The organism is Bradyrhizobium sp. (assembly GCF_047605465.1).
Taxonomy (GTDB): domain Bacteria; phylum Pseudomonadota; class Alphaproteobacteria; order Rhizobiales; family Xanthobacteraceae; genus Bradyrhizobium.
The window spans coordinates 134,324-155,587 of sequence record NZ_JASGFS010000002.1 but is presented as its reverse complement, the minus strand read 5'-3'; the positions used below and the strand labels follow the sequence as shown (position 1 = coordinate 155,587).

The window sequence follows — 21,264 nt, the reverse complement described above, 5'->3', positions numbered from 1 at the left end:
CGCGCCCGTTCATCCGAGACACAAGGCTGAGACAAACACTGGAGTTCATTGGAATTACCCGGTGTCTCATGTCGCGATAAGTCGTTGTTTTCTCTGCACAGGATCAGGCCTGCCGGGCCCACCAAGAAAATCAGTGGCTTTTCCGACCAGATCATAAGCGAGTCCATTTCAAAGGAATCTTGAGCCGAAAAATCGAGATTCTCGGATCGACTTTGCAGCTCGACAAGGAGTTTTGAGCCGATCTGGCCGAAGCCACGCGCCCAAAACATGGCGGAAGCGCCAAGACGTAAAACCCGGCTCGCGAGCGCGAACCGGGTTGCCCATCTCAGCCTAGCGCGCGCCAACGCTGCGCCTCGTTCCCCGGCTACGCATAGCGAAGCCAACTGCGACGCGAGATGTAAAACGAGGGAGATTGCCTCAGCACCAAGGAATACAGACTCGATGTCCTCCGACACTTCCAACTTCAATAGGTGGCGGGGGAGCCGGCAATTGCGGCAACGGCGGCAATTGCGGCAACTGGCCAAGCGGCGGAATACTCAGCCCGCCGATGGGCACACCGGGCAACAGGCCCGGCACCCAAGGCGCACGGATGGGTCCCTGCGGCGTGATCTGCAACGGATTCCGAATGAAGTCGGCGGCACTCCCGCCAATTCCTAGGCGCGCCATGATGTATTCTCGCGCTTGCGGCACCAGAGCGTTGGGTCCTCCGAAGGGCGTCCCCGCGAGCAGCCGGCCCGCATCGATCTGTCGGGCACTCTGGGGAATCACTTCCTGCATGCCGCCCAACAGGAAGTAGCTCCCGACATCGACGATCCTTTGATACGGCGCGATATTGCTCCGACATTCCTGGAAAGCGCGGAATATAGCCGCGATGCCTTCATCCCGCTTGGCCGAAATCCTCTCGATCGTGTCAATCAGATCGACAGCCGTGACATTCCCATTGTTGTCAGCCTGAGGAAAGCTGCGAGGGTCGAAACCCTTAGACTGGGCCGCCGCCGCGATCTTCATGAAATAGTCGATGGTGTGCTGATATTGCTCCCGGACGCGGAGATCGCCCTGCCCGGCGGCGTCGCTGCACATGTCGGCTCTTGCCGCGCCAACAGCAACGAACGACATGAGCAGCGACAGAAAGATCGACCTCATCATCCGAGCCTCCCGTCTAGCAGCCGCCGAAAATCTTCTTGGGATCGCGGATGATGCAAGCCACATCCCCGCCTATGCCCAGGCCATTCAGCACGTCGTCCCGAAGCTTCGGAATCAGGGCATCCTTGCCTCCGAAAGGCGTTCCTGAGACCAATTGAGACACGTCGACATGCGTCATCCGGTTTGGAAGCACCGCCGACAATCCACCCGTCGCAAAGAACGCCGCAGCGTCGGCAATCTTCTGCGGAACGGCGAAGCCCTTGTTGCACTCATCGACGGCTTGAGCGACCTGCCTGTAACCGCTCGCCTTCTGGACCGCGAGCTTGGTCACCAGCTCGACCAGATCCACCGGCTCCACACCTCCCTGCGGTGTCACATAAGGATATCTTTTGGGGTCGAATCCCTTCTCCTTGAGAGCACCACTGACCTTCATGAAGAGGTCGAGCTTCGGATCGTACACACTGTTGATCTGCTGGTACCCCTTGTCGCCGGCCTCGACGCACTTGTCGGCCGCGAACGCTGCAAAAGGTGCAAGTTGGGCGAGCGCGATCAAAACCAGTCCTGAAACACGGCACGATGTCATCGCATCCTCCCTTGTTAGCATCCCGTGACGGTGATCTTGATTCCAATCTGATTCAGAAACTTGATGACGTCGTTGCTTGGGCCAGGCCCGCAGCGAAGATCATTATTGATGTTCGTCAGGATCTTCATAAGATCGTTGTTCGGACCTGGGCCGTACTTGAGATCGTTCAGCATGGTGTTAATCGCCTTCACCAAGTCGTTGTTCTTGCCGAACGGATCATCCTTACCCAGCTCGACCGCGATCTGAGCGAGCGCCATGATGATGAGCCCGGTTGCCGGGTCGATGTCGCCGCATGCGTTGGCCGCGCAAGCTTGCGCAGCGATTGCAACCTTCTTGGCCAAATCATCCGAGAACGATTGGGACGAAGAGAGCAAGAAGACCCCCAGGGCAAGATTCGGTAGCATTCCGCGATTGAGTTTCATTGCCGCCTCCACGAGACTCTTGTCGAGACCTAGTTAGTTACTCGAGGGTGTTGCATCCGATCGACATTCAATGCCGATCGGATGCCCACCTCGATCGTTCACAGACCGACGTCATACGGTGCCACCACCAGATCGAAGATCCTGCCGGTGGAGCTTTGACGAATTGCCTTGAGATAGACCTGCTCACCCGTGGTCGCGACGTCACTCAGCGAGTAGATCGTGCTGCTGCCGCCAGCCTGGCACAGCAATTTGACGTCAAGCGCGGTGTTGGGAAACTCCACGGCAAACGCCTTGCCGTAAGCGAGAGCAATGTTTCCATTGGGTCGCCGGTCAAATCCCGCGACGATTTTCGCCTTGCTCCCAGTGACCCACACCGTCGCGCTGTCCGAATTGTTGCTCGGATTCCAGTCCATCGACTTGTCCTGGATCGTCCAGTTCCAGGCAGCCTCTGCCGTTGGGTTGACGAAAGCACAGGGATTGTCGCCTGCGTTTCCGTGGCAATGCTTTTGAACGTTCGCGAGTTTGTAGCCGTCGGGTGCCTCCAGGTGCAGCGTCGCTGACCTCGGTCCTCCACCGCTGATGTCCGTGCCCCCCGTCGATATCGTCTCGGGCGGCCCGAGGGTGTCGTGACCGTTCCTAACTTCCTCGACGATCGTGCAGGTCCCGTATGGGCCGGAAAGCGGGAATCTAATGGCGCTGTACGGCAACGAATTATCCGGGATGACCTTGGTCCCTGACGCCAAGAGCAGCGTGCCGGCGCTGCCGTTGGTGCGCGTGCAGCGAACGACGGTGGTCACGTTGCTCGGCACCGAAACGGTCTGATCATTGCCACCTTTGCACTGCAGTCCCTGTCCGACGCCCAGCGTCACTTTCGCCTTGTTGGTCTGATCGATGGGCTGGAAGGCGAGACTCAAGAGCAGGTCGCGTGGATCGCCCGTAAATTTCAACGAGGCGTGGATGCCACCTCCTTGCGCATTCATGCAATCCGACCAGGCTTTGGCGATCACCGGACTGGCGGTCTTGACGAAATTGACGACGGACGAATTGTACTGCTGGTAGCCGGAATTGAGCGTATCGAGCTGCGAAAAGAACTGATCGTTCTGTTGCTGATCGTTGCTCAGTCCGAGCTTGATCGGGGCGCCGTCGTAAACTATTCCGCTATCCAGCGTTTGCTTCTTCGATAGCGAACTCGAGCCCGAATTGGTCGACTTGTACCAGTTCAGAAATGCCGACACGTTCTGCACGTCGGATTGATTAAAGCTGTATTCCCAAATTCCGTTCGCGAGAACGTTCTTGCAGCGATCATCTTCAGCGTGCGCGGTTGCGGCAGAGAGCGTGACGAGCGTTGCAGCAAGAAATCCCATCCTTGTCATCGGTAGTCTCCTAATGCGCATGACCGACGTCGATCATGACGATGTAGATGCCGCTGGTGATCATCACCTGCGTGTACAGCCGCCCGGGAGGACGCTCTTCGTATCGCAGTGGAATCGTGGTGGTTGTCTCCCCGGCCTTGTCGAGCGGCCTCTCCGCCGTGACGTCGAGGATGAGGATGTTCGGATTGATCCCTTGTGCCACGCGGCGCGTGAGCTTGACGTACCAGCCCATGGTCGGCACCTGCACCTCGCCGACCACGATCAATTTCGGACCATCGCCCGACATGTGATCGATCCAGGCCTTGAATGTCTCTTTCAAGAGAACCGGCATTGATGAAGCCCTCCAAATTCCAGCGCGCGGGACATCCGCATCGGCCCGGCGCAGCGGGAGACGCGGGTTTCCCGCGGCTCCCGTGCCTGCTGCGCAGCCGCAAGGGCTCCGCAGCAAGACGCCGGCCGATGGATCCAAATCCAGCCTGCTTCGGGCACCTCGGGAGCCGACAGATCCAGCCCCGTGGCCTCCGTGGGTGCGCGGGAAAACTGGCATCGCGGCTGTTTGCGGAATGCGACTCCAGCGTTCGGAAATCGAAAAAAAAGCGTGAAAGTTGCGTTCAGTCCGCTATCATCGGTTGTGGGGATGGGCGAATGTTGACCCTGACGTCGAAATTCAAGCTGCGTCTTCTGGGTCCTTTCAGCCTCGTGGATCCGGAAGGCCGCCGAATTGCTATTCCGAGTCGCAAGGGAGCGGCACTGATCGCGATGCTCGCCGTCTCCAAGGACGGCGAGAGGGCTCGCGGTTGGCTCCAGACCCAACTATGGAGCAGTCGTGAGCCGAAGGAAGCGAACGGGAGTTTGCGGCGCGAACTGTCGGACTTGCGAAGACGGCTCAATCACCCGTCCTGGACACCTCTCATCTGCGAACGGGATCGCGTACGGCTCGACTTGAGCATCGTCAGCATCGATGTTCTCGAGTCCGATCAAGAGGGGCTCGATTCCGGCCTGCCGGGCGAGTTTCTCGAAGGCTTCGATATCCCCGGGGAGGACGCGTTCGAGGATTGGCTACGCGAACAGCGCAGTCGACTGGCGAAGGTCGAGCCAAGCCTTCGCCGGAGCGCAGCGGCTCCGAAGCCTTCGGAATCCGCCGTGGTGGCCCAGCCCGGATTCAAATGGTCGGCACAGGACGCGACTGACGGCCCGTCGCTGGCCGTCCTGCGTTTTTCAAACCTGACGGACCAGCCGGAGGAGGCCTATTTCGCGGAGGGCTTCAAGCAGGAGCTGATCAACCGGCTGTCGCGCGTGCGTTGGCTCGCCGTCATCGCCGGCGATTCCGGTGGTCCACGCGCCTCGACCATCACCGCCCAGGAAGCGCGATCGCTGGGTGCCAAATACCTCCTCGACGGCACCGTCCGGACCGCGAGCGATCTCACTCTGATCGATGTCACGCTCTACGAGGCGGCCCGCCTCCAGGTGGTCTGGTCCAAGCGGCTCCAGATCGCCCGATCCGTCATTGCGACCGCTCTCGACGAATGCCTGCAGGAGCTGGTCGCGCATCTCGGCGCCAAGATCGAACATGGCGAGCAATCGAGCGCGCGCGACCGCTTGCCGTCGGCAGCAAACACGACCGACCTGATCTGGCGGGGCCGATGGCATCTTTGCCGCCTGCAGCACACCGACTCGGATGAAGCGCAGCAGCTGTTCGCCAGGGCCTTGGCGCTTGATCCCCATTCCGCGGAAGCCCTGATCAATGTCACCCACGGGCTGGCCTGGGCGATCTGGACCGGACGGCAACCGGGGCATCGCGTGCTGGAGATGCGACGCCTTGCCCAGCAGTCGATGCGTGCCGATCCGTCCGATGGCCGGGCTTACTGGCTGGCGGGCACCGCGGAGACGTGGTTGCGGCACATGCGGCCCGCGCTCGACTTGCTGTTTCAGGCGGTCGAATTGACGCCGAGCCTCGCGATCGCGCACGCTCAGATCGGTTGCACTCTGAATCTGGCGGGCAGGCCGGAGCAGGCCGGCGAGCACCTTCAGCTCGCTCGGCGGCTCAGCCCGTTCGACGTTCATCTCTTCTTCGTGCTTGGCGAGCTGGCGATGAGGTCCAGTCTGCTCGGCGACTACCGCGAAGCGATCACCTATGCCGATCTCGCAATCGTTCGCCGTGAGCAGTATTGGTACGCCCACATGGTCAAGATCGACGCCCTGCTGAAGCTGGGAGACCGGCACCAGGCCGCGGCGTCATCCGAGGAGCTTCGGCGCCTCAGGCCCCGCTTTTCGAGCAGTTATATTGACTGGATTCCTTTTGAGGATCGTTCGCTGAACCGACGATTTGCGGAGTCGCTCGACTCGGTCGCGTCAGCGCATGTACGTCAGGCATCCCTCGACAACAATTCTCGACGTTAGGATTTGGAGTTTATTTCAGAGCCAAGGGGGCGTTATGGGGAACGCGAAGGCGACAGGGGGAATTTTCGCCGGGTGGACGCTCAAATATTTCGACAAGATCGCCGCGGCCCGCGCGATATCCGAGCAGGAGAAGGCATCGGCGGACGACGGCTTCGACTTCAATGATCTTGGTGCAGACCATTGGTGGTCGCCCATCCTGAGACGCGTCTGGGTATGGTCGTTGCTGGCGGTGTTCGCCTTCTTCCGGATATGCTGGCCGCTCCCAAAGTTCGGGCGCCTCATCATCGTCACCCGCAACAACGACGTACGAGACGTGCTGTCGAAGCCCGAGACCTTCGTCGTGCCCTATGGCGACGAGATGAAGGAGCTCGGCGGAGGCAAGGCGACGTTCGTTCTCGGCCTCGAAGGTCAGCTACAGCGTTGTCAGCACCAGCTCATCGCTCACCTGTGGGAGCCGCAGGACACGGCCTGGCTGGTCGCGCGAACGCGGGGAATCGCCGAGACGCTGATCGACGCCTCCCAGGGGCGCATCGACGTCATGAAGGATCTCATTACGCGCGTGGCCGCCGAGACCTGCGCTGAATTCTTCGGACTGAGCGTCGATGACCCCGACGCCTTCGCCGAATGGTCGATGGCGATATCGGCGCTGCTGTTCGCCGATCCGTTCGGCGATCCGGCCACCCGCAGGCTCGGACTGGCCGGCGCATCGCGCGTGCGCTCCGTGATCGACGCTTCCAGGAAGCGGCTCTCGGTCGATCCTCCTCCGCCGCCTCCGGGACTCGACAGGACGATTCTGCGGCGCCTCGTCGACACGGGTATCACCGACGATGAAATTCGCGCCATCATGGTCGGCATGATCACGGGTTTCATCCCGACCACGACCCTGGCGGCCGGCAACATCATCGAGCAGCTGTTGTGGATGAAGGACGGGCTCAAAAAGGCGATCGCAGCGGCCAAGGCCGTCCCGGATGGCGATGAGACCGCGCGCAATCCTCTGGAAGAGCTTCTGTTCGAGGCCGCGCGCCTCAATCCGGCGCTCAATCCAGGGCAATGGCGCTATGCCCCCAACGGCGGCGTGGTCAAGACCCGCTGGGGCTCGCGCCAGATTCCCGCCAAATCGGTCCTCCTGGTCGCGACGGCGTCCGCGATGCGCGACGACCGCTCCCGCAGCAACGAATTGGTCTTCGGGACCGGCGTTCACGCCTGCCTCGGCAAGACGCTTGCGATGGCCCAGATCACGGCGATCTTCCAGGCGCTGCTGACCAGGGAGGATGTGTGCGCCAGCAAGGGGCGGTGGGGACGCATCTCCCGCGTCGGCGTGTTTCCGCGCCGGCTCGACATGGAATTCAAGCCGAAGTTCGGCGCACAAGCCCAAAGCATGGTCACGGTGCTGACCCCGCTCGCTGAACAAGCCGACCTTGCCGCCTGGCAGACCGCCGTCCACGGCCTGATGCAACCGCAGCCGGGGGCCCCGAGTCTGCACAACGCGCTCGGCGGCACCGACATCATCCATTTCGCCTCGCTCAACGCCGTCGACCTCGGCGATGCAGCGAACCCGGCTCCGCACCTGCTGCTCGAGCTCAACGGCGACGGTGAGCCCGACGCGTTGATCGATGCGGTCGATCGCTCGGCAAGCCAATGGCTGCTGCCGCTGTTCAGCTGCGCAGAGAACGGCGAGACCAAGCCGGGTACGGCGAGCGGAAGCCGAACGCTGGGAGACCTGCTGAAGCATCGAAAACTTGATCTGAAGGCCCGGCCTTGGGGCACGACCGGGTTGTGCTTCTATGGCCTGCCCGGCCTGTCGATCGCGAGCATCCGCCAGCAGGAGGAATTGGCGAATTTCTGCCGCGATGCCGTCGACTATTTCGTCACGCTTCACGCAGGCCTCGGCAGCCATGCGGCAACCGTCCTGCAATTCGTTCGAGGCCTCATCCGGGGCGATGCCGAGCTGAGCCGAATGGCAGAGGGCGAGGCCGGCAAGGACATCAAGACGCTGATGGCCCGCGCCACCGCATTTCGCCGCTCCCTGACGATCCCCAGCCGCCAGGAACCACCGACGATCTGCTGGAAGGAGCCGGGCAGCCGTCTCGGCGCCGTGCTGTCCTCGACGACGTTGTTTCCGCTCTATGGCTGGCTGGCGGCGGTCGCGCTTGTCATCAGTGTGCTGTGCTTCTACTGGTTCGGCTTTGCGCTGTCGCTGGCGTGGAGCGCAATTCCGATAACCGCCGGGCGCATCGCAATTGCCCTGGTGTCGGGAGGCATCGGAACCGCGACCCTGGTCGGCATCGTCGTCGGCATTTTTGCCATCAAGCTGCGCCGCGCCGAAGCCAACGACAAGCCGGAGGATTTCGATCCCGACCTGGTCAAGGTTCGCGAGATCGCCAAGCGGGAAAATGCTCCTCGTTTCGCGCAGAACCATTTTCTCTCGGTGTCGCCGCTCAAGCCTGGCCCGTTCCGGAAGTTCACGCTCGGCATCGCGCTCTGGGGAATCGAACTCGTCGTCTCCCGCGCCTTCCGTCCAGGCTTCATCGTCAATATGGGCACGATTCACTTCGCACGCTGGTTCCGGCCACCGGGTTCGGAGCGCCTGGTGTTCCTTTCCAACTACGACGGCAGCTGGGAGAGCTATCTCGAGGATTTCATCACCAAGGCCTATCCGGGCCAGAACGCCGCATGGAGCAACGCCGCAGGCTTTCCGCGGACGAACTGGCTGATGTACGATGGCGCCCAGGACGGCGACCGCTTCAAGCGATGGGTGCGCCGCCAGCAACAACCGACGCAATTCTGGTTCAACCGCTTCCCGCATCTGACTGCAGATCAGATGCGGGACAACGCGGTGATCTGCTGGGAATTGGCGCGCGCGACGACGGACTCGCAGGCGCGTGCGTGGCTGAGCTATTTCGGCTCGATGCCGAGAACCGACACCGTCATCGAGACGCAGGAGATTCAATCGCTCGTCTTCCGCGGCTTCAAGCGGCTTCCGTTCATGACCTTCGCGGCGATCAGCCTGCCCGACGATCGCGCGCTTTGCCGCAGCTGGCTGAAGTCGCTGACCAATGGACACAATCCGCACGAGCTGCAGCTCCCGGACTCCGACGACCGGCTCATCGAGGTCACTTTCGGCGACAGGCCGCTGTCCGGCGAAGAAGAACAATCAGCGACGTGCGTCGCTTTTACGGCGGCGGGATTCTCACATCTCGGCTTCCCCGAGGGCGACGAGCCCGGCACGATGGCGACGTTTCCCACAGTCTTCAATCTCGGCATGTGGTCGCGGCAGCGTGTGCTCGGCGATTGCGAGAATTCCGACCCGTCGAAATGGCGCTGGTCGGATGCCGGAGGCGACAGGCCCGTTCACGCCGCGCTGTTCGTCTATGGGAAAACCAAAGCCGAGTGCGACAAGCTGCTTGGCCTGCACCAGAGCAAGTTGACCGGCGCGAGTTTCGTCGTCCACGAACTCGATACCCAGCCCACCGACAAGGGCATCAACTACGAGCATTTCGGTTTCCGCGACGGTATCTCGCAGCCCGTCATCCGCGGCACCCAGCGCTTCGCGCGCGGCGCGCTCCCCCGGGACATCATGGCGCCCGGTGAATTCATTCTCGGCTACAAGAGCAATCAGGGTTACTTCCCGCCAACGCCGATGGTCATCCGGGAAAGCGACGTCAGCAACCGGCTGTCCTCCGTCCCGGCATCCTCGGACAGCCGCTTCGCGGCATTTCAGGATCCGCGCCCGCAGTTGCGCGACTTCGGACGGAACGGCACGTTCCTGGCAATCCGGCAATTCGAGCAGAACGTCGAGGCGTTCCACGATTACGCCAAGCGCTCCGCCCAGAAATTGACGGACGATCTGATGGACGAGACGCGCATGCCAAACCTGATCGGCGGCGCGATAACGCCGGAATGGATCGAAGCAAAGATGATGGGACGCTGGCACGACGGCGTGCCGCTGATCGACCGTCCGGCGCAGGACGCCGCCGAGCCGGCCGTGTGCGAAGGCGAACAGGAACGCACCCATTCCAGGCATGCGCATCGCAACAGCCGCATGCACACGGACACCGATCTGGACTTCGGGGTCGACGATCCCCAGGGTCTTCATTGTCCTTTCGGCGCGCATATTCGCAGGGCCAACCCGCGCGGCAGCCTGGCTCCCGGAGACGATTCGCAATTGGCCATCACGAACCGTCATCGCTTGTTGCGGCGCGGCAGATCGTACCAGGAGGGAGAAGAGAAGGGGCTTCTGTTCATCGGTCTTTGCGCCGATCTGGAACGCCAGTTCGAATTCATCCAGCAGTCGTGGATCGGCGCCCCTGGCTTCGCCGGACTGACGAACGAGCCTGATCCGATCGTGTCGACGAAATGCGCTGCGTCGCGGTTCACGATCCCGACTTCGGCCGGTTCGCTCGCGCTGCAGGGAGGCGAGAGCTTCGTCACGGTTCGTGGAGGCGGATACTTCTTCCTGCCGAGCCGTTCCGCACTGATGTTCCTGGCGGAGGTCGACTAGGCCGCCTCGATCGAAGCCGCCTGGCCGATCTCGCCGAAGCATCCCTCATCTCGATGGAGATTGCGGATCTCCCGCGACGATGAACGTTCGCGCGGGATCGGCGATCATGCGGCGCGAGAGTTCCTTTGATGGAAACCCGGAGTCGCCCCGCCGCATCTGCAGCCAACTTGTCGCAGGCGGAATGACGCGAACAGCGAAATCCGGTCTAAATCCTTGCGCGAATCTATTTCGCCATACAACCAATTGCTTATTTGCCGCATTCTTGGAGGCCTATCTAATGTAGATTGTTGTTTTGGGGCGATGATGGCGAGAACACTCAGCGACTACTTGATTGAAATTGCGGAGCATGCGGCTCGGTTTGACGACAAAGTGCTTGAACATCTCTGCAGAATGACTGCGTTGCACGCCTACAGGACGAATCCTCCACTTCAACTGCGCAGCCAGACGATCATCGGCATCTGGGATTGGGACGTCGTCAACGATCGCAATCATCTCGATCCAAACTGCTCACGCCTGTTAGGCCAGGATCCCGATGCCGGCGCGAAAGGAGTGTCCAACACCGCGTGCCTGTCGGCCGTCCATCCGGACGACGTCGCCGCGGTGAGCCAGAAGCTCGCGCGGGCGTTTCAGGGAGGCGTCTACGAAGCGGAGTTTCGGATCGTCTCCGGCGGCACGGTGAGACGGGTCATCGGCCGCGGCTATTGCACGGTCGATCCTTCAGGACGGCCTGAGCGATTTCCGGGCGCGATCTTCGAGCTGGATGGTCCTAGGTTGGATAGTACCGACGACTGATCTCCAAAAGAGATTCCCACCGTGTCGGACGCGATCACGAGTGCTTGGTGCTGTCGGGTTCGCCCGCGGTCAGGTCTCGCGAAGCCTGCAGCATCGCCATGCTGAGCAAATGAGCCAGGACGTCGAGTTCGGCCTTTATTGCCAGATCGCACAATTCGTTACACGTCTTCAGAATATGCGCGGCAATCTCGGATGATTGATTGCTCATGGATTTCTCCGAGAACCATGGAACTTATAAGATCATCCTCAAGTTGTTTTAGCCACCGGGAAATTCGTTTGCGGGGCTGGAACCAAAACGCACATAAGCGCTGTTTATGGGTTCATAACCGAAGTTTTTAATCTCCGGAAAGGGACAAGCTGATGTAGATTGATGGCCGTATCACTTGCTTCAACTGCTTTGCTGGTGGCGTCTGGAGCGCTTCCGCTGCATGAAATTAGGGGAGCGGAGTTGCAGCTCCGGTATCGCCACGATGACTGAGGCCACGTCTAATCCCGAGCTGACCTACGGGCGCCCATCGGACGACGAGGCTCTTAAACTTGTTGTCGCGTTCTATTGCATCATGGAGCCCGACAGGCGATCCGAGGTGCTTGCTCTCGCCGAAAAGTATGCCAAGGAGTCGCGCGTGGTGGACGGAGCGACCCATTACCTGATGTTCCAGTCCGCGGAGCCTCACGACTAGAATTCAACCTCTGCGTGTCGCGCCAGTCCCGTCGTTTGACGCATGCGGCGCTGTTTATCACTCCTCATTCGCCGTACGCATGGGAGCGATGTCCCGGTACTAGCCCGGGTACCTTCGCGCGCAGCACTGTTCTAGTTATCCGTCAAATCACCCGACGCGAGTGGGGATCGTAGTTCTGCCGTAGGTGGCCCGGCTATACGCGAAACCGTGCGCTTGCATCCAGCCGAATGGCCCGAGATGACCAGCACCAAAAGGCACATCAATGTGCCGACGGAAATAGCTCGAACGATATTGACCGTGCAGGAGGTCGGCAGCTTCACCAAAGCCGCCGAGTTGCTGGGCATCACGCAACCCGCCATCAGCTCGCAGCTGCGGCGGATCGAGACTCTCGTCGGCGGACCGCTCTTCTCGAAAAACACCAATCGAAACCGCGTCACCGAATTGGGGCTCGCGGTCGTGCATCAATGCCGCAAGATGATCGAAGCCAACGACCAGATCCTGGCGATCGGCGGCATCATCCGAAACGACCGGCTTCTGCGGCTCGGGCTCAGCAGCCTGCTCGTCAGGGCGTTTCTGGTCGATTCCGCTCGGGCCGTCCATCCGAGCGTGTCGGTGCATTCGGACGGTTCGGCAGCGCTGGCCCGGCGCTTCCTCGACGGACAACTCGACGTCGTGTGCCTTCTTGACGGCAGCGGTCTGCCCTCGATCGAATTGCACCCCTACGTGCAACGCGAATTCACCGACGAACTGGTGTGGGTTCAGTCGCCGGACTTCGAGCTCGCGCCCGGAGCGCCGATTCCCATCATCACCTGGGCGGGCGAGAACGATCCGATGACGCGCAGTCTGGCCGCGCAGGGACTTGCCTATCGCATCGCCTTCAGTGGCGGCGATTTCGACACGAAGAAGATGGCCGTCGAGGCGGGCCTTGGCCTGACATGCCTGCCGAAGCGCCTCGTGCCGGCCGACCTGGTGGTGGCGACCGAGTTCGATCTGCCCGCCTTGCCGCAGACCAAGGGCCTGCTTTGCGTTAACCGCGATCTGGATCCGCTCAAGGCAAACCCGACGGTCGATCGGCTGATCAGCCTGTTCTTCACATCCACCTGACCCGGTGGCGGCGCGCGCCGCGAAAGAGCGCGAAAAAATGGCACAGAATGCACATGTCAGACGCCGTCGTCTGAACTATTCTGTCCATCCGGCTTGCGGAGCACGATTGCCAAGCCAGGCATATCCGTAATGCTCCGGACTCGGCACAGCGATAGATGCAGCGTAACATCTTACCTACCTGCTCGTCGCTCTCGACGAGCCCCGCCCGTGCAGAAGCTGGGCGTGGCTGCGTTTCACTCCAGAAGGTCCTATTCCCTCGGAGGTCATATGCTCGGTCGTCCGTCTGACGAAGAAGCTCTTCGGCTTGTCCTTGCGTTCTACTGCATCATGGAGCCGGAGAAGCGCTCCGCGGTGAGCGCATTGGCCGAGAGACTGGCTCGCGACTCTGAATCAGTCGAAGGCGTTACGCATTTCAAACTGCTCGAAGACCAACACAACGATCACTGATGGTCGGCCTATGCCGGCGACGAAACGGTTTCAGATACCTCGTATCCTTCGCGTAACTCCAGGCTGATCTCGAAACGACTGAGCCAGCCGTAGATCGCGCCGACGTCCAGGAAGAGGCGGAGCTCGATCGGAACATGCGGGTCGCGATGCACAAATTCCATTTCGACCTCGAACAGACCCGATCCTTCGGCGCAGAACGTCCCCCTCGCGATCACCTCCCCGCATACGATTTCAACCGTGAACGGCTCCCTGCCGTCATGTCCGGCGAGGCCGACGACGAGACGGGTGCGCCAATGCCCGGGCGGCAGATGCAGATAGGGCCCATAAAGCACGCATCGCGCCGGCCCCGAGAGATCGACCGGGCCACGCATCCAGGTATCGGGAAAGTCACCGAGCAGGAACAGCGGCCCGAGCCACGTCGCCTCGACCAGGCCGCGATGAGGGTCCCGCAGCTGCGGCAGCGCCGCCGCGGCCAATGTCCATAGACTGTTGGCCGGCAGCGGCGCGGTCTGCTGCTCCCCGCAGATATCGGCCAGCCGTTCAGCCAGTTCGCCGGCCTGCAGCTCGATACGTTCGATGTCGGAGAGCCTGACGTTGACGCCGCCCAATTGAGCCAGTCGCGTCAGAAAGAGCGACAGATTCCTCGCGTTCTGGGCCTGAAGGTCCAGCTCATCCCGCGGCCATCTGCCGAGAAGACAGGACAGGCTCGCCGACACCGACCGGACGGCGCCGACATCGGACAGACGATCCCCCAGAAGGTGGGCGACCGAACGCAGCGGATCCGAAGCCACGCAGATCACCGGTACCAGGCTGAACTCCGGATGACGAAGGAGATCGGGCAAGGGATACTGGCTGAGTGCAATGAAAGGCTGCCGGGCGCCGCAGGCCGCGTCCCAGTCTTCCGGCGAATTGACCTCCACGACGACGCTGTCGCGGCAGGCCACGCGCGTGATCGCCTGCAGAACCTCGACGACGGCTGCCGTCGCCGGCCCCGGCAGGCCGAACACGGCCGCCAGGCTGCACTCACCCAATGCGATGTGCCCGACGCCGGTCACCCGATCACGTTCCGATAAACGGATCCCATCCGCTCGGCATATGTCTTGAACGAGAATTCCGAAGCCCGTTTCGGTCCAGCCTCGCTGAAATGGGCATGGAGATCGTCATCCCGCGCCAGCGCCCGAATGGCTTTGGTGAGGGCGCCGACATCGTAAGGATCGACCAGAATGGCGGCATCGGCCGCTACCTCGGGGATGGACCCTTCCGTCGAACTGATCACCGGCGTGCCCAGCATCATGGCTTCCAGAACCGGCAGCCCGAAGCCTTCGTAGAGCGAGGGGAAGACCACGCCGCGCGCGCCACGAATGAGGCTGATCAGCAGCGGCAACGAGACGTATTCGAACCGCCTGATCTTCTGCTGATAGGTGACGCGCTTGTCCGACAGCTCATAATAGCCGAACCGGCCGTCCTCGAGCATCTTGCGTTCGACATCGGCCCTCCAGCCCACCGCGCCGACGATGACCAGGGGCGTATCGCAGCGCGCGGCGAGATAGGCCTCGATCAGCCGCAGCACGTTCTTCTTCGGCTCAAGCGCACCAAAGAACAGAAAATACTGCCTCCAGCCCAGATCGAAGACCCCCGAGACCTCGTCCGCGACCGCGCCGGCATCGCGCTGCAGCACCTCGCGCGGCAGCTCGACCGCCTGATAGGTGTTGGTGATCCTCGCCTCGTCCATGCCGAAGAGCTTGACGATGTCGCGGCGCGACGTTTCCGATACCGTCACGATATGGTCGGCCTGCTTCGTCAAGGCGCGGAGCATGCGGTAGTAATAGCGCTTGTTGTCGTCGCTCAGATACGGCAGGCGCAGCGGCACCAGATCGTGAATGGTCTGGATCGACGGCGCGGACTTGACGGCGATCGGGAGCGGATAGGTGCTGTGGAAGACATCCGGCCGCTGGCTCAGTTTCAGGGTGAGCGAACGTCCATAGGTCTTGAAGTGACCGCGCGCGAGACCGAACAGGTCTTCGTGGGCAAAGATGCGATCGACTTCCGCGAGATGCTTGTTGAAGGACCTCGCGACGACGACCCCGTTCATCGCGAAGGCGTTCAGCTTCAGTCCCCCGGGCGCCCCCACGCGCCGCTTCAACCAGCGTTGCAGACGCCGCTTCTTGCTCATGACGGTATCCGACGCATCGTCGAACAGCAGAATCTCCTGCAGCGTGGGATCCGCCGACAGCCGGCCGGCCGACGCGTGAAGCAGCGTCGTGCCATAACCGAGCTCGCGCGCGACCGCCATGACGCCGCGGCTGTATGTGGCAATGCCCGTGCCCGTCTTCAGCGCGAGATTGAGGCCATCGAGGAGTATGGATTGAGCCATGCCCGCGGCCCCTACAATGGAGCACGCGGGCTCAAGACGACCAGCCAGTCCTGCCCCACATTGCTGGTCAGCAGCGTGTCCGGCGAGACATCGGCCGCATGTCCGTCATAGGACACGGATCGGATCTTGCCGTAGACATTATGGAGGCGCCGAATGAAGCCGGCGGCGTCGGCATATCGGGCGACGTTGATCTCCATGACGACGGTCGGCCTGTGGCGGTCGAGTATCGCGGACATGCCGGCGAAGATCCGCTCCTCGGAGCCCTCCGCATCGATCTTGATGAAATCGACGCGCGAGTAGGGTTCGCAAAGCGCATCCAGGGTGACGCAGGCGGTTTCGACCGATCCCGGGCCAGGCAGCAAGCCATCGTCCGCGATGTATGCGTTCTTCGGCTCCGTCGCGGGCACGACGAGACGGGCACCCGTCAGGCTCCGGTCGGAACAGGCAACCTCTTCGATGCGCGTCCGGCTGGTGTACCCGTTGATGTCGATACTGCGACGCAGGAGGCTCGCTGCGCCCGGATTGGGTTCAACCGCCAGCACATGGCCGCCGGCTCCGACATTGCTGCCGAAGAGCACGGTGTAATAGCCCATATTGGCCCCGACATCGATCGCGACCATCCCGCTCTTCACATTCCGCAGGCAGAACAGCGTGAGCCAGATCTCCCAATAGCCGTCCAGCAGCACATGGCCGCCGAAGCCCACATCGCGGGTGTCGACGAAGAATTTCTGGAAGCCGAGAATGCGCGTCAGCGCGGTGTGGTCGCCGAGATAGGCCGTCTGCACGGCCGCACGGATGGCCCGCTCCGCATCGGCCCGGTTCATCGACGCCAGGTCGTTCGTCAACAGTTCGGCTGGCTTGCCGGCGCTGCCGGAGCTGGATCGCATGCGGATGGTCCTCAAGCGCCCGACCGGGCGGCGACGGCGACCGCCGCACCGTTCAGCACGGGTCCGACGATGCCCTGGATCATGGTCAGGAATTTCTGCAGTTCGGCGCCCGTCGCGTTGGCGACATAGACGACGTCTCTCGGCTGCATCCAGAAGCGGGACGTCGCGAACATGACCTGCGGATCCTGCAGATTGAAGCGGTAGACGACGGGAACGTATTTCGCGCCCGGCTCGAGGAACGGCGAGTCCGGCGGCAGCAGTTTCGCCGCCACCGCGACGGGCTCGACCCGAAACAGGAACACGCCGGTCGCATCCGCGCGGGCATCCTGAAGACCGCCGGCCTTCGCCAGCGCCTGCGCCATCGACATGCGCGTCGCCTCGAAGCCCAGCTCGTCGTTCCGGCCGGTCGCACCGAGCACGCTGAACGTCTCGGGCTCGCGGACCACCGCCACGGTGTCACCGGGCTGCAGATAGAGATTCTCCGACGGCGTGTTCAGCAGCCTGTCGAACCGGATGCGGGCGGTCGCATTCACCCGGGTCAGTTCGACCACGCTCTCATGCACCGGCGCGCGCAGGCCGCCGGCCGCCGCGATCGCATCAAGGATCCGCTCGCCGCCCGAGGAGAGAGGCACCCGGGAGCCGCCGGCGACTTCGCCCGTCACCGTGACGGCATTGACGGAACTCTTCACCACCGAAACCAGCGCCTGCGGCTGCACGGCCTTGCCTTGAAGCGCCTTGCTGATCTTCTCCTCCACCGTCGCCGGCGTGTCACCCACGACCTGGATGCGCCCCGCGAAGGGAACGCCGATGGTGCCATCCGCCTCGACGCTTTGGGCCGGGATGGCGATGGTGCTCGTGTTGCTGACACTCTGTCCGGTGATGATCGAGGTCGAGAACAACGTGCCCGGCGGCGCCTCCCACAGCGACAGGGTCACCACGTCGCCGCGCGCGAGCCGGAGGCCCGCCCCCTGGCCGGCCGATCCAAACCGTGCCGCAAGGCTCATCGACGGGCGCACGCGCTGGGACAGCAGCGTCTCCGGCGACACCTCGACGACCGCGATCGACGGGACAACCGGGTCTTCGGCCCGGGCGTTGAACGCCTTGGCTGAGGGGCCGCTGGCCGGCAAGGCGCAGCCGCTCAGCAGCAGACCCGCCCCGAACAGGATCACTCGCGCCCATGAGCGCGTAGCCGATCGCGTGGCAAACGCCACATCGCGCCACGCATGCCGAGCAATCTTCAGCCCCATCACGACAGTCTCTCGATTCGATAAAGCGACGTTTCGTGAGGGCAGAATGTGAAGTTATGGCTTACGACCGTTTAAGCGAATTGGCGCCGAAACTTATGACCCATCACTAGTTATGGGACGGGATCGAGCACCTAGTCGGATGCGGCCTCGAAACGCCCGAGCTGCTTGTTGTTCTGGCGGTGTTCGGCGACCGCCATCCACAACACCCACGAGATCAGCGACAGGACCGAACCGAGCAGGAACACGACGAGGACATGCATCGGCCCGCGCGGCTCGATCGCCTCATCCGGCAAGTTCGGCTCCACGATCGGTTCCAGGTACAATTGCTGCCGGCGCGCATCGGCCCGCGCCGTCTCCAGCGAGGTCGTCGCCAGGGTCAGCGCCTTGTTCGCCAGCTCGCGCTTGAGCGTCAACCGCTCGTAATCCGCGATGTGCGCGGCCACCGACGCATCGTTGCCGACCAGCGCGAGCCGTTCCCGATCGATCTGCTCCTGGAGGGCCGCGACGCGGCTTGTGAGGCTGGGAACGGCCCCGCTATCGGGAGCCGACGCCTTGGCTTCCGCGAGCCGCGATCGCGTCAAGGCGAGCTCGGTCGAGAGGCGTCCGATCATATCCAACATGACGACCGACACGCGCGTCGGGTCGATCATCAGCTCGTTATTGCGGAACTTGGTGATGTCCTCCTGGACATCCAGGAGCTTCTGTTCCGCGTCCGCCACCTCCCGGCGGGAAAAGGCAACGGCATCCTCCCGTGCCCGGTTGTTGAGACGAACCAGCAGGTCGCTCGCGGCCGCCAGCAATTCGTTGTTCAGAACCAAGGCATGGTGCGCCGAAAACGCCCGCGTACGCAGCGTCGTGATCCCGGTCGACGCATTGTGAATGACGTCGATCCGCGACAGGAAATAGCGATACATGCCCTCGAAACTGTCGCTGTCCCACGGCCGCGGGAAGCGTGCGAGAAAGTCGGCCTCGGGCGGCGCGAAGATCTCGCGCAGGGGCTCTCGTTCCGCGAGCCTTCGCAGCGCGTCCCGGGACGACAGGAAGTCGGACGCGGAGAACGTGTCATCCTGCGAACGGGCGATCCCGCTCGACTGGAGGATCGCACCGATCGGGGATTGCGACGGCGGGGAGGATAGCCGGACGATGAATTTCGACTCGGACACGAAGACGGGTGTAGCGACGAGCAGATAATAGAGCGCGACCAGGCATGTCGGGACGATGACTCCCAGCCACACCAGCGGGTGCTTGCGCAGCACGGCCGGAACGCGCTTGAGCGCAGGACGGCGCCTTCGCGCGCTCATCACGATATCGGACGGCACGGCATCCGGAGCAGCCACGAGCGAGATCGATTTCATCGCGGCCACCCGCCATCACGTGCAGCCATCGCGCGGCCACACCAAACATTAACCGGATCGCTACACCCTGTCGGACACCCGGAAACCCGCGTGGTGTGCATGAAAATCCAATTGCGAGACGAGTCGGAGAGGAGCGCACGTTTCCGCGCGGCGACAGGCCTGCGCCTGGCATCGCGCACGATGACCGCGCTGCTGATCCGCGAAATCATCAGCCGATACGGCCGAACCAATCTCGCTTTCCTCTGGCTCATCGTCGAGCCGCTGATCCTCTGCGTCGGCGTGATGGTCGTCTGGTCATTCATTCGGCACGACTCCCACGGCATTCCCCTGATCGCCTTCATCGTCAGCGGATACATGCCGCTGACGTTGTGGCGGCACATCTCCTCGCACGCGGTATCGTGCATCCGGCATAACACCGCCCTGCTCTACCATCGCAACGTCCGGCCGCTGGACCTGCTGTTCGCGTCGGTCATCCTGGAATTCCTCGGCACCTCGATGGCCCTGATCGCGGTGTTCACGACCCTGCGCTTCGCGGACCTCGTGGAGCCCCAGGCCCGCATCGACCTGATGATCGCGGGATGGCTGTTCATGGCCTGGCTGTCGTTCGCCGTCGGCATGATCCTCTCGGCGCTCTCCGAACAATTCGACTTCGTGGAAAAGCTGGTCCCGCCATTTCAGTACCTCATGCTGCCCGTGTCGGGCTGCTTCTTCATGGTGGCGTGGCTTCCGACCTGGGTCCAACGCCTCGCGTTGTATGTGCCGACCGTGCACTGCTACGAGATGTTCAGGGCCGGGCTGCTCGGAGAGACGGTCGAGACCTATTTCAGCATGCCCTACATGACGGCCGTCTGCCTGATTGGAACCGGCGCGGGCCTGACCTTGATGCACCGCGCCGCCGCTTCGCTACATTTCGAGTAGGCCCGTCGTCGTCGCTAGTTCGGGGCGAGGCCGAGGCGATCGCGCAGCATCGGCAGGCGATCGGCGTGGATCGCAAGAAAATTCTTCATGCCGCGGGGACCGATCATCTCGCCGATGTTCTGATTGGCCGGAACGGGATGGAGACGCTCGGGCTCGACGGCCCACAGCCGGTATCCGTGATCCTGGAACCAGCGCTGCAGATCCGCGGGCGCGACGTTGGAGACCATCGTCAGGAGTTCGGGATTGACCTCGAACAGGACAGCCGGCTTGCTGCGATGGATCGTGCCGCGCGCGCCATGCAGGAACAGCCCTTCCGCCCCCTCGATGTCGACCTTGATCGCGTCGGGAATGGTGTCGCCCGCGATGTTGTCGAGCGCGTCGACAGCCACGATGCGGTGCGATGGCCGGCTCGATTTGCCGATGGCCAGCCGGGTCGCGCCTGCGTTGATGCTGATCTCCGCGTCGGTCAGCGGCAACGTTCCCCGCTCGCTTCCGAGCGCCATCTGGCGGAGCTCGATCCGGTCCGACCAGCCATTCACGGAAATCGACTGTTCGAGGAGCGACGACAGCGGCAACAGGGGCTCGAACGCGATCACCTTTCCGGAGAAATTCTTCCTGGCCGCGATCGCAAGGGAGAAGTACCCGCAGTTCGCCCCGACATCGAGGAACACACCATCGTCCGGAACCATCCGTCGCAGCAGCTCGACTTCCGCGCGTTCGTAGGTTTCCTGGAGCACTCCGAACGTGATGTGGAGCTGCCGCAGGTCGAGATAGATCTTGAAGCCCAGATTGGTCTCGTACAGCACTGGAATCGACTGCGGCACGAGATTGTCGAACAGCGTCTCCAGATGAGCATCGTGGAATTCGCGGGACGTCAGGAACTGTGCCCGCAGATCACCGACCTGCCTCCCCGTGACGAAATCGCCGTCGATGCCGTGCCGTTCCTCGGCAGACATCTCCCGGCCCAGAATATAGCGATAGCAGTTCTCGACGTCGGTTACCGTAGCCATGACCTTGCCCTTTCACGTCCCTCGTATT

At 62.3% G+C, this 21,264-nt stretch carries 18 protein-coding genes; 6 read left to right on the top strand and 12 right to left on the bottom strand.

Annotated elements, in window-relative coordinates:
- Positions 1 to 417 precede the first annotated feature (417 nt).
- From QM712_RS02640 to QM712_RS02620, 5 genes are all read right to left on the bottom strand, one after another.
- Entirely contained in the window at positions 418 to 1,146 is a 729-nt protein-coding gene (locus QM712_RS02640; protein WP_415021479.1) for a hypothetical protein, read from the bottom strand.
- Positions 1,147 to 1,159: 13 nt separating this feature from the next.
- Complete coding sequence (locus tag QM712_RS02635; RefSeq protein WP_415021478.1) at positions 1,160 to 1,726, bottom strand: hypothetical protein; 567 nt, start codon at positions 1,724 to 1,726, stop codon at positions 1,160 to 1,162.
- A gap of 14 nt (positions 1,727 to 1,740) precedes the next feature.
- Positions 1,741 to 2,148, bottom strand: a complete 408-nt coding sequence (locus QM712_RS02630; RefSeq protein WP_415021477.1) for a hypothetical protein — start codon at positions 2,146 to 2,148, stop codon at positions 1,741 to 1,743.
- 98 nt (positions 2,149 to 2,246) lie between these two features.
- Positions 2,247 to 3,521 carry a hypothetical protein gene (locus QM712_RS02625; RefSeq protein ID WP_415021476.1) on the bottom strand — a complete coding sequence of 425 codons (1,275 nt, stop codon included), beginning with the start codon at positions 3,519 to 3,521 and terminating at the stop codon, positions 2,247 to 2,249.
- Positions 3,522 to 3,531: 10 nt separating this feature from the next.
- A complete protein-coding gene (locus tag QM712_RS02620; RefSeq protein WP_415021475.1) occupies positions 3,532 to 3,852 on the bottom strand; it encodes a hypothetical protein in 321 nt (106 codons plus the stop codon).
- Positions 3,853 to 3,854: 2 nt separating this feature from the next.
- Here QM712_RS02620 and QM712_RS02615 point away from each other — a divergent pair, with 2 nt between their 5' ends.
- The 3 genes from QM712_RS02615 to QM712_RS02605 all read left to right on the top strand — a co-directional run bounded on the left by QM712_RS02615 (position 3,855) and on the right by QM712_RS02605 (position 11,214).
- A complete protein-coding gene (locus QM712_RS02615; protein WP_415021474.1) occupies positions 3,855 to 5,921 on the top strand; it encodes a hypothetical protein in 2,067 nt (688 codons plus the stop codon).
- Positions 5,922 to 5,955: 34 nt separating this feature from the next.
- On the top strand, positions 5,956 to 10,422 hold the full coding sequence (locus QM712_RS02610; protein WP_415021473.1) for a cytochrome: 4,467 nt from the start codon (positions 5,956 to 5,958) through the stop codon (positions 10,420 to 10,422).
- 303 nt (positions 10,423 to 10,725) lie between these two features.
- Positions 10,726 to 11,214: a PAS domain-containing protein gene (locus QM712_RS02605; RefSeq protein ID WP_415021472.1), complete on the top strand. Its 489-nt coding sequence runs from the start codon at positions 10,726 to 10,728 to the stop codon at positions 11,212 to 11,214.
- A gap of 34 nt (positions 11,215 to 11,248) precedes the next feature.
- Here the strand turns inward: QM712_RS02605 and QM712_RS02600 are convergent, their stop codons facing one another.
- A complete protein-coding gene (locus tag QM712_RS02600; RefSeq protein ID WP_415021471.1) occupies positions 11,249 to 11,422 on the bottom strand; it encodes a hypothetical protein in 174 nt (57 codons plus the stop codon).
- A 262-nt stretch (positions 11,423 to 11,684) separates the two neighbouring features.
- Between QM712_RS02600 and QM712_RS02595 the strand changes: the two genes are divergently transcribed.
- Both QM712_RS02595 and QM712_RS02590 read left to right on the top strand, forming a co-directional pair.
- Positions 11,685 to 11,894: a hypothetical protein gene (locus tag QM712_RS02595; RefSeq protein ID WP_415021470.1), complete on the top strand. Its 210-nt coding sequence runs from the start codon at positions 11,685 to 11,687 to the stop codon at positions 11,892 to 11,894.
- Positions 11,895 to 12,131: 237 nt separating this feature from the next.
- Entirely contained in the window at positions 12,132 to 12,998 is an 867-nt protein-coding gene (locus QM712_RS02590) for a LysR family transcriptional regulator (RefSeq protein WP_415021469.1), read from the top strand.
- Between the two features lie 455 nt (positions 12,999 to 13,453).
- On the opposite strand, the gene QM712_RS02585 is transcribed toward QM712_RS02590, so the two are convergent.
- From QM712_RS02585 to QM712_RS02565, 5 genes are all read right to left on the bottom strand, one after another.
- On the bottom strand, positions 13,454 to 14,500 hold the full coding sequence (locus tag QM712_RS02585; RefSeq protein ID WP_415021468.1) for a hypothetical protein: 1,047 nt from the start codon (positions 14,498 to 14,500) through the stop codon (positions 13,454 to 13,456).
- A complete protein-coding gene (locus tag QM712_RS02580; RefSeq protein ID WP_415021467.1) occupies positions 14,497 to 15,819 on the bottom strand; it encodes a glycosyltransferase family 4 protein in 1,323 nt (440 codons plus the stop codon). Before QM712_RS02580 ends, QM712_RS02585 begins: the two co-directional genes overlap by 4 nt.
- Before the next feature lie 11 nt (positions 15,820 to 15,830).
- Positions 15,831 to 16,706: an FkbM family methyltransferase gene (locus tag QM712_RS02575; protein WP_415021466.1), complete on the bottom strand. Its 876-nt coding sequence runs from the start codon at positions 16,704 to 16,706 to the stop codon at positions 15,831 to 15,833.
- Between the two features lie 11 nt (positions 16,707 to 16,717).
- Positions 16,718 to 17,875, bottom strand: coding sequence for a polysaccharide biosynthesis/export family protein (locus QM712_RS02570; RefSeq protein WP_415021465.1), 1,158 nt, complete (start codon positions 17,873 to 17,875; stop codon positions 16,718 to 16,720).
- Between the two features lie 209 nt (positions 17,876 to 18,084).
- Positions 18,085 to 19,308, bottom strand: a complete 1,224-nt coding sequence (locus QM712_RS02565) for a capsule biosynthesis protein (protein WP_415021464.1) — start codon at positions 19,306 to 19,308, stop codon at positions 18,085 to 18,087.
- A gap of 99 nt (positions 19,309 to 19,407) precedes the next feature.
- Here QM712_RS02565 and QM712_RS02560 point away from each other — a divergent pair, with 99 nt between their 5' ends.
- The gene (locus QM712_RS02560; RefSeq protein WP_415021463.1) at positions 19,408 to 20,226 is read left to right on the top strand and encodes an ABC transporter permease; all 819 of its coding nucleotides are present in this window, start codon (positions 19,408 to 19,410) and stop codon (positions 20,224 to 20,226) included.
- A gap of 14 nt (positions 20,227 to 20,240) precedes the next feature.
- Here QM712_RS02560 and QM712_RS02555 read toward each other — a convergent pair whose 3' ends face one another.
- Positions 20,241 to 21,236 (bottom strand): FkbM family methyltransferase, encoded by a 996-nt coding sequence (locus tag QM712_RS02555; protein WP_415021462.1) that lies wholly within the window; start codon positions 21,234 to 21,236, stop codon positions 20,241 to 20,243.
- Positions 21,237 to 21,264: the final 28 nt, after the last annotated feature.

Bases quoted from the DNA above. Each gene is read 5' to 3' on its own strand.
- QM712_RS02635 (WP_415021478.1), bottom strand. From the start codon at position 1,726: ATGACATCGTGCCGTGTTTCAGGACTGGTTTTGATCGCGCTCGCCCAA.
- QM712_RS02555 (WP_415021462.1), bottom strand. From the start codon at position 21,236: ATGGCTACGGTAACCGACGTCGAGAACTGCTATCGCTATATTCTGGGC.
- QM712_RS02600 (WP_415021471.1), bottom strand. From the start codon at position 11,422: ATGAGCAATCAATCATCCGAGATTGCCGCGCATATTCTGAAGACGTGT.
- QM712_RS02610 (WP_415021473.1), top strand. From the start codon at position 5,956: ATGGGGAACGCGAAGGCGACAGGGGGAATTTTCGCCGGGTGGACGCTC.
- QM712_RS02640 (WP_415021479.1), bottom strand. From the start codon at position 1,146: ATGATGAGGTCGATCTTTCTGTCGCTGCTCATGTCGTTCGTTGCTGTT.
- QM712_RS02565 (WP_415021464.1), bottom strand. From the start codon at position 19,308: ATGAAATCGATCTCGCTCGTGGCTGCTCCGGATGCCGTGCCGTCCGAT.
- QM712_RS02560 (WP_415021463.1), top strand. From the start codon at position 19,408: ATGAAAATCCAATTGCGAGACGAGTCGGAGAGGAGCGCACGTTTCCGC.
- QM712_RS02575 (WP_415021466.1), bottom strand. From the start codon at position 16,706: ATGCGATCCAGCTCCGGCAGCGCCGGCAAGCCAGCCGAACTGTTGACG.
- QM712_RS02605 (WP_415021472.1), top strand. From the start codon at position 10,726: ATGGCGAGAACACTCAGCGACTACTTGATTGAAATTGCGGAGCATGCG.
- QM712_RS02590 (WP_415021469.1), top strand. From the start codon at position 12,132: ATGACCAGCACCAAAAGGCACATCAATGTGCCGACGGAAATAGCTCGA.
- QM712_RS02630 (WP_415021477.1), bottom strand. From the start codon at position 2,148: ATGAAACTCAATCGCGGAATGCTACCGAATCTTGCCCTGGGGGTCTTC.
- QM712_RS02580 (WP_415021467.1), bottom strand. From the start codon at position 15,819: ATGGCTCAATCCATACTCCTCGATGGCCTCAATCTCGCGCTGAAGACG.
- QM712_RS02625 (WP_415021476.1), bottom strand. From the start codon at position 3,521: ATGACAAGGATGGGATTTCTTGCTGCAACGCTCGTCACGCTCTCTGCC.
- QM712_RS02595 (WP_415021470.1), top strand. From the start codon at position 11,685: ATGACTGAGGCCACGTCTAATCCCGAGCTGACCTACGGGCGCCCATCG.
- QM712_RS02615 (WP_415021474.1), top strand. From the start codon at position 3,855: ATGAAGCCCTCCAAATTCCAGCGCGCGGGACATCCGCATCGGCCCGGC.
- QM712_RS02620 (WP_415021475.1), bottom strand. From the start codon at position 3,852: ATGCCGGTTCTCTTGAAAGAGACATTCAAGGCCTGGATCGATCACATG.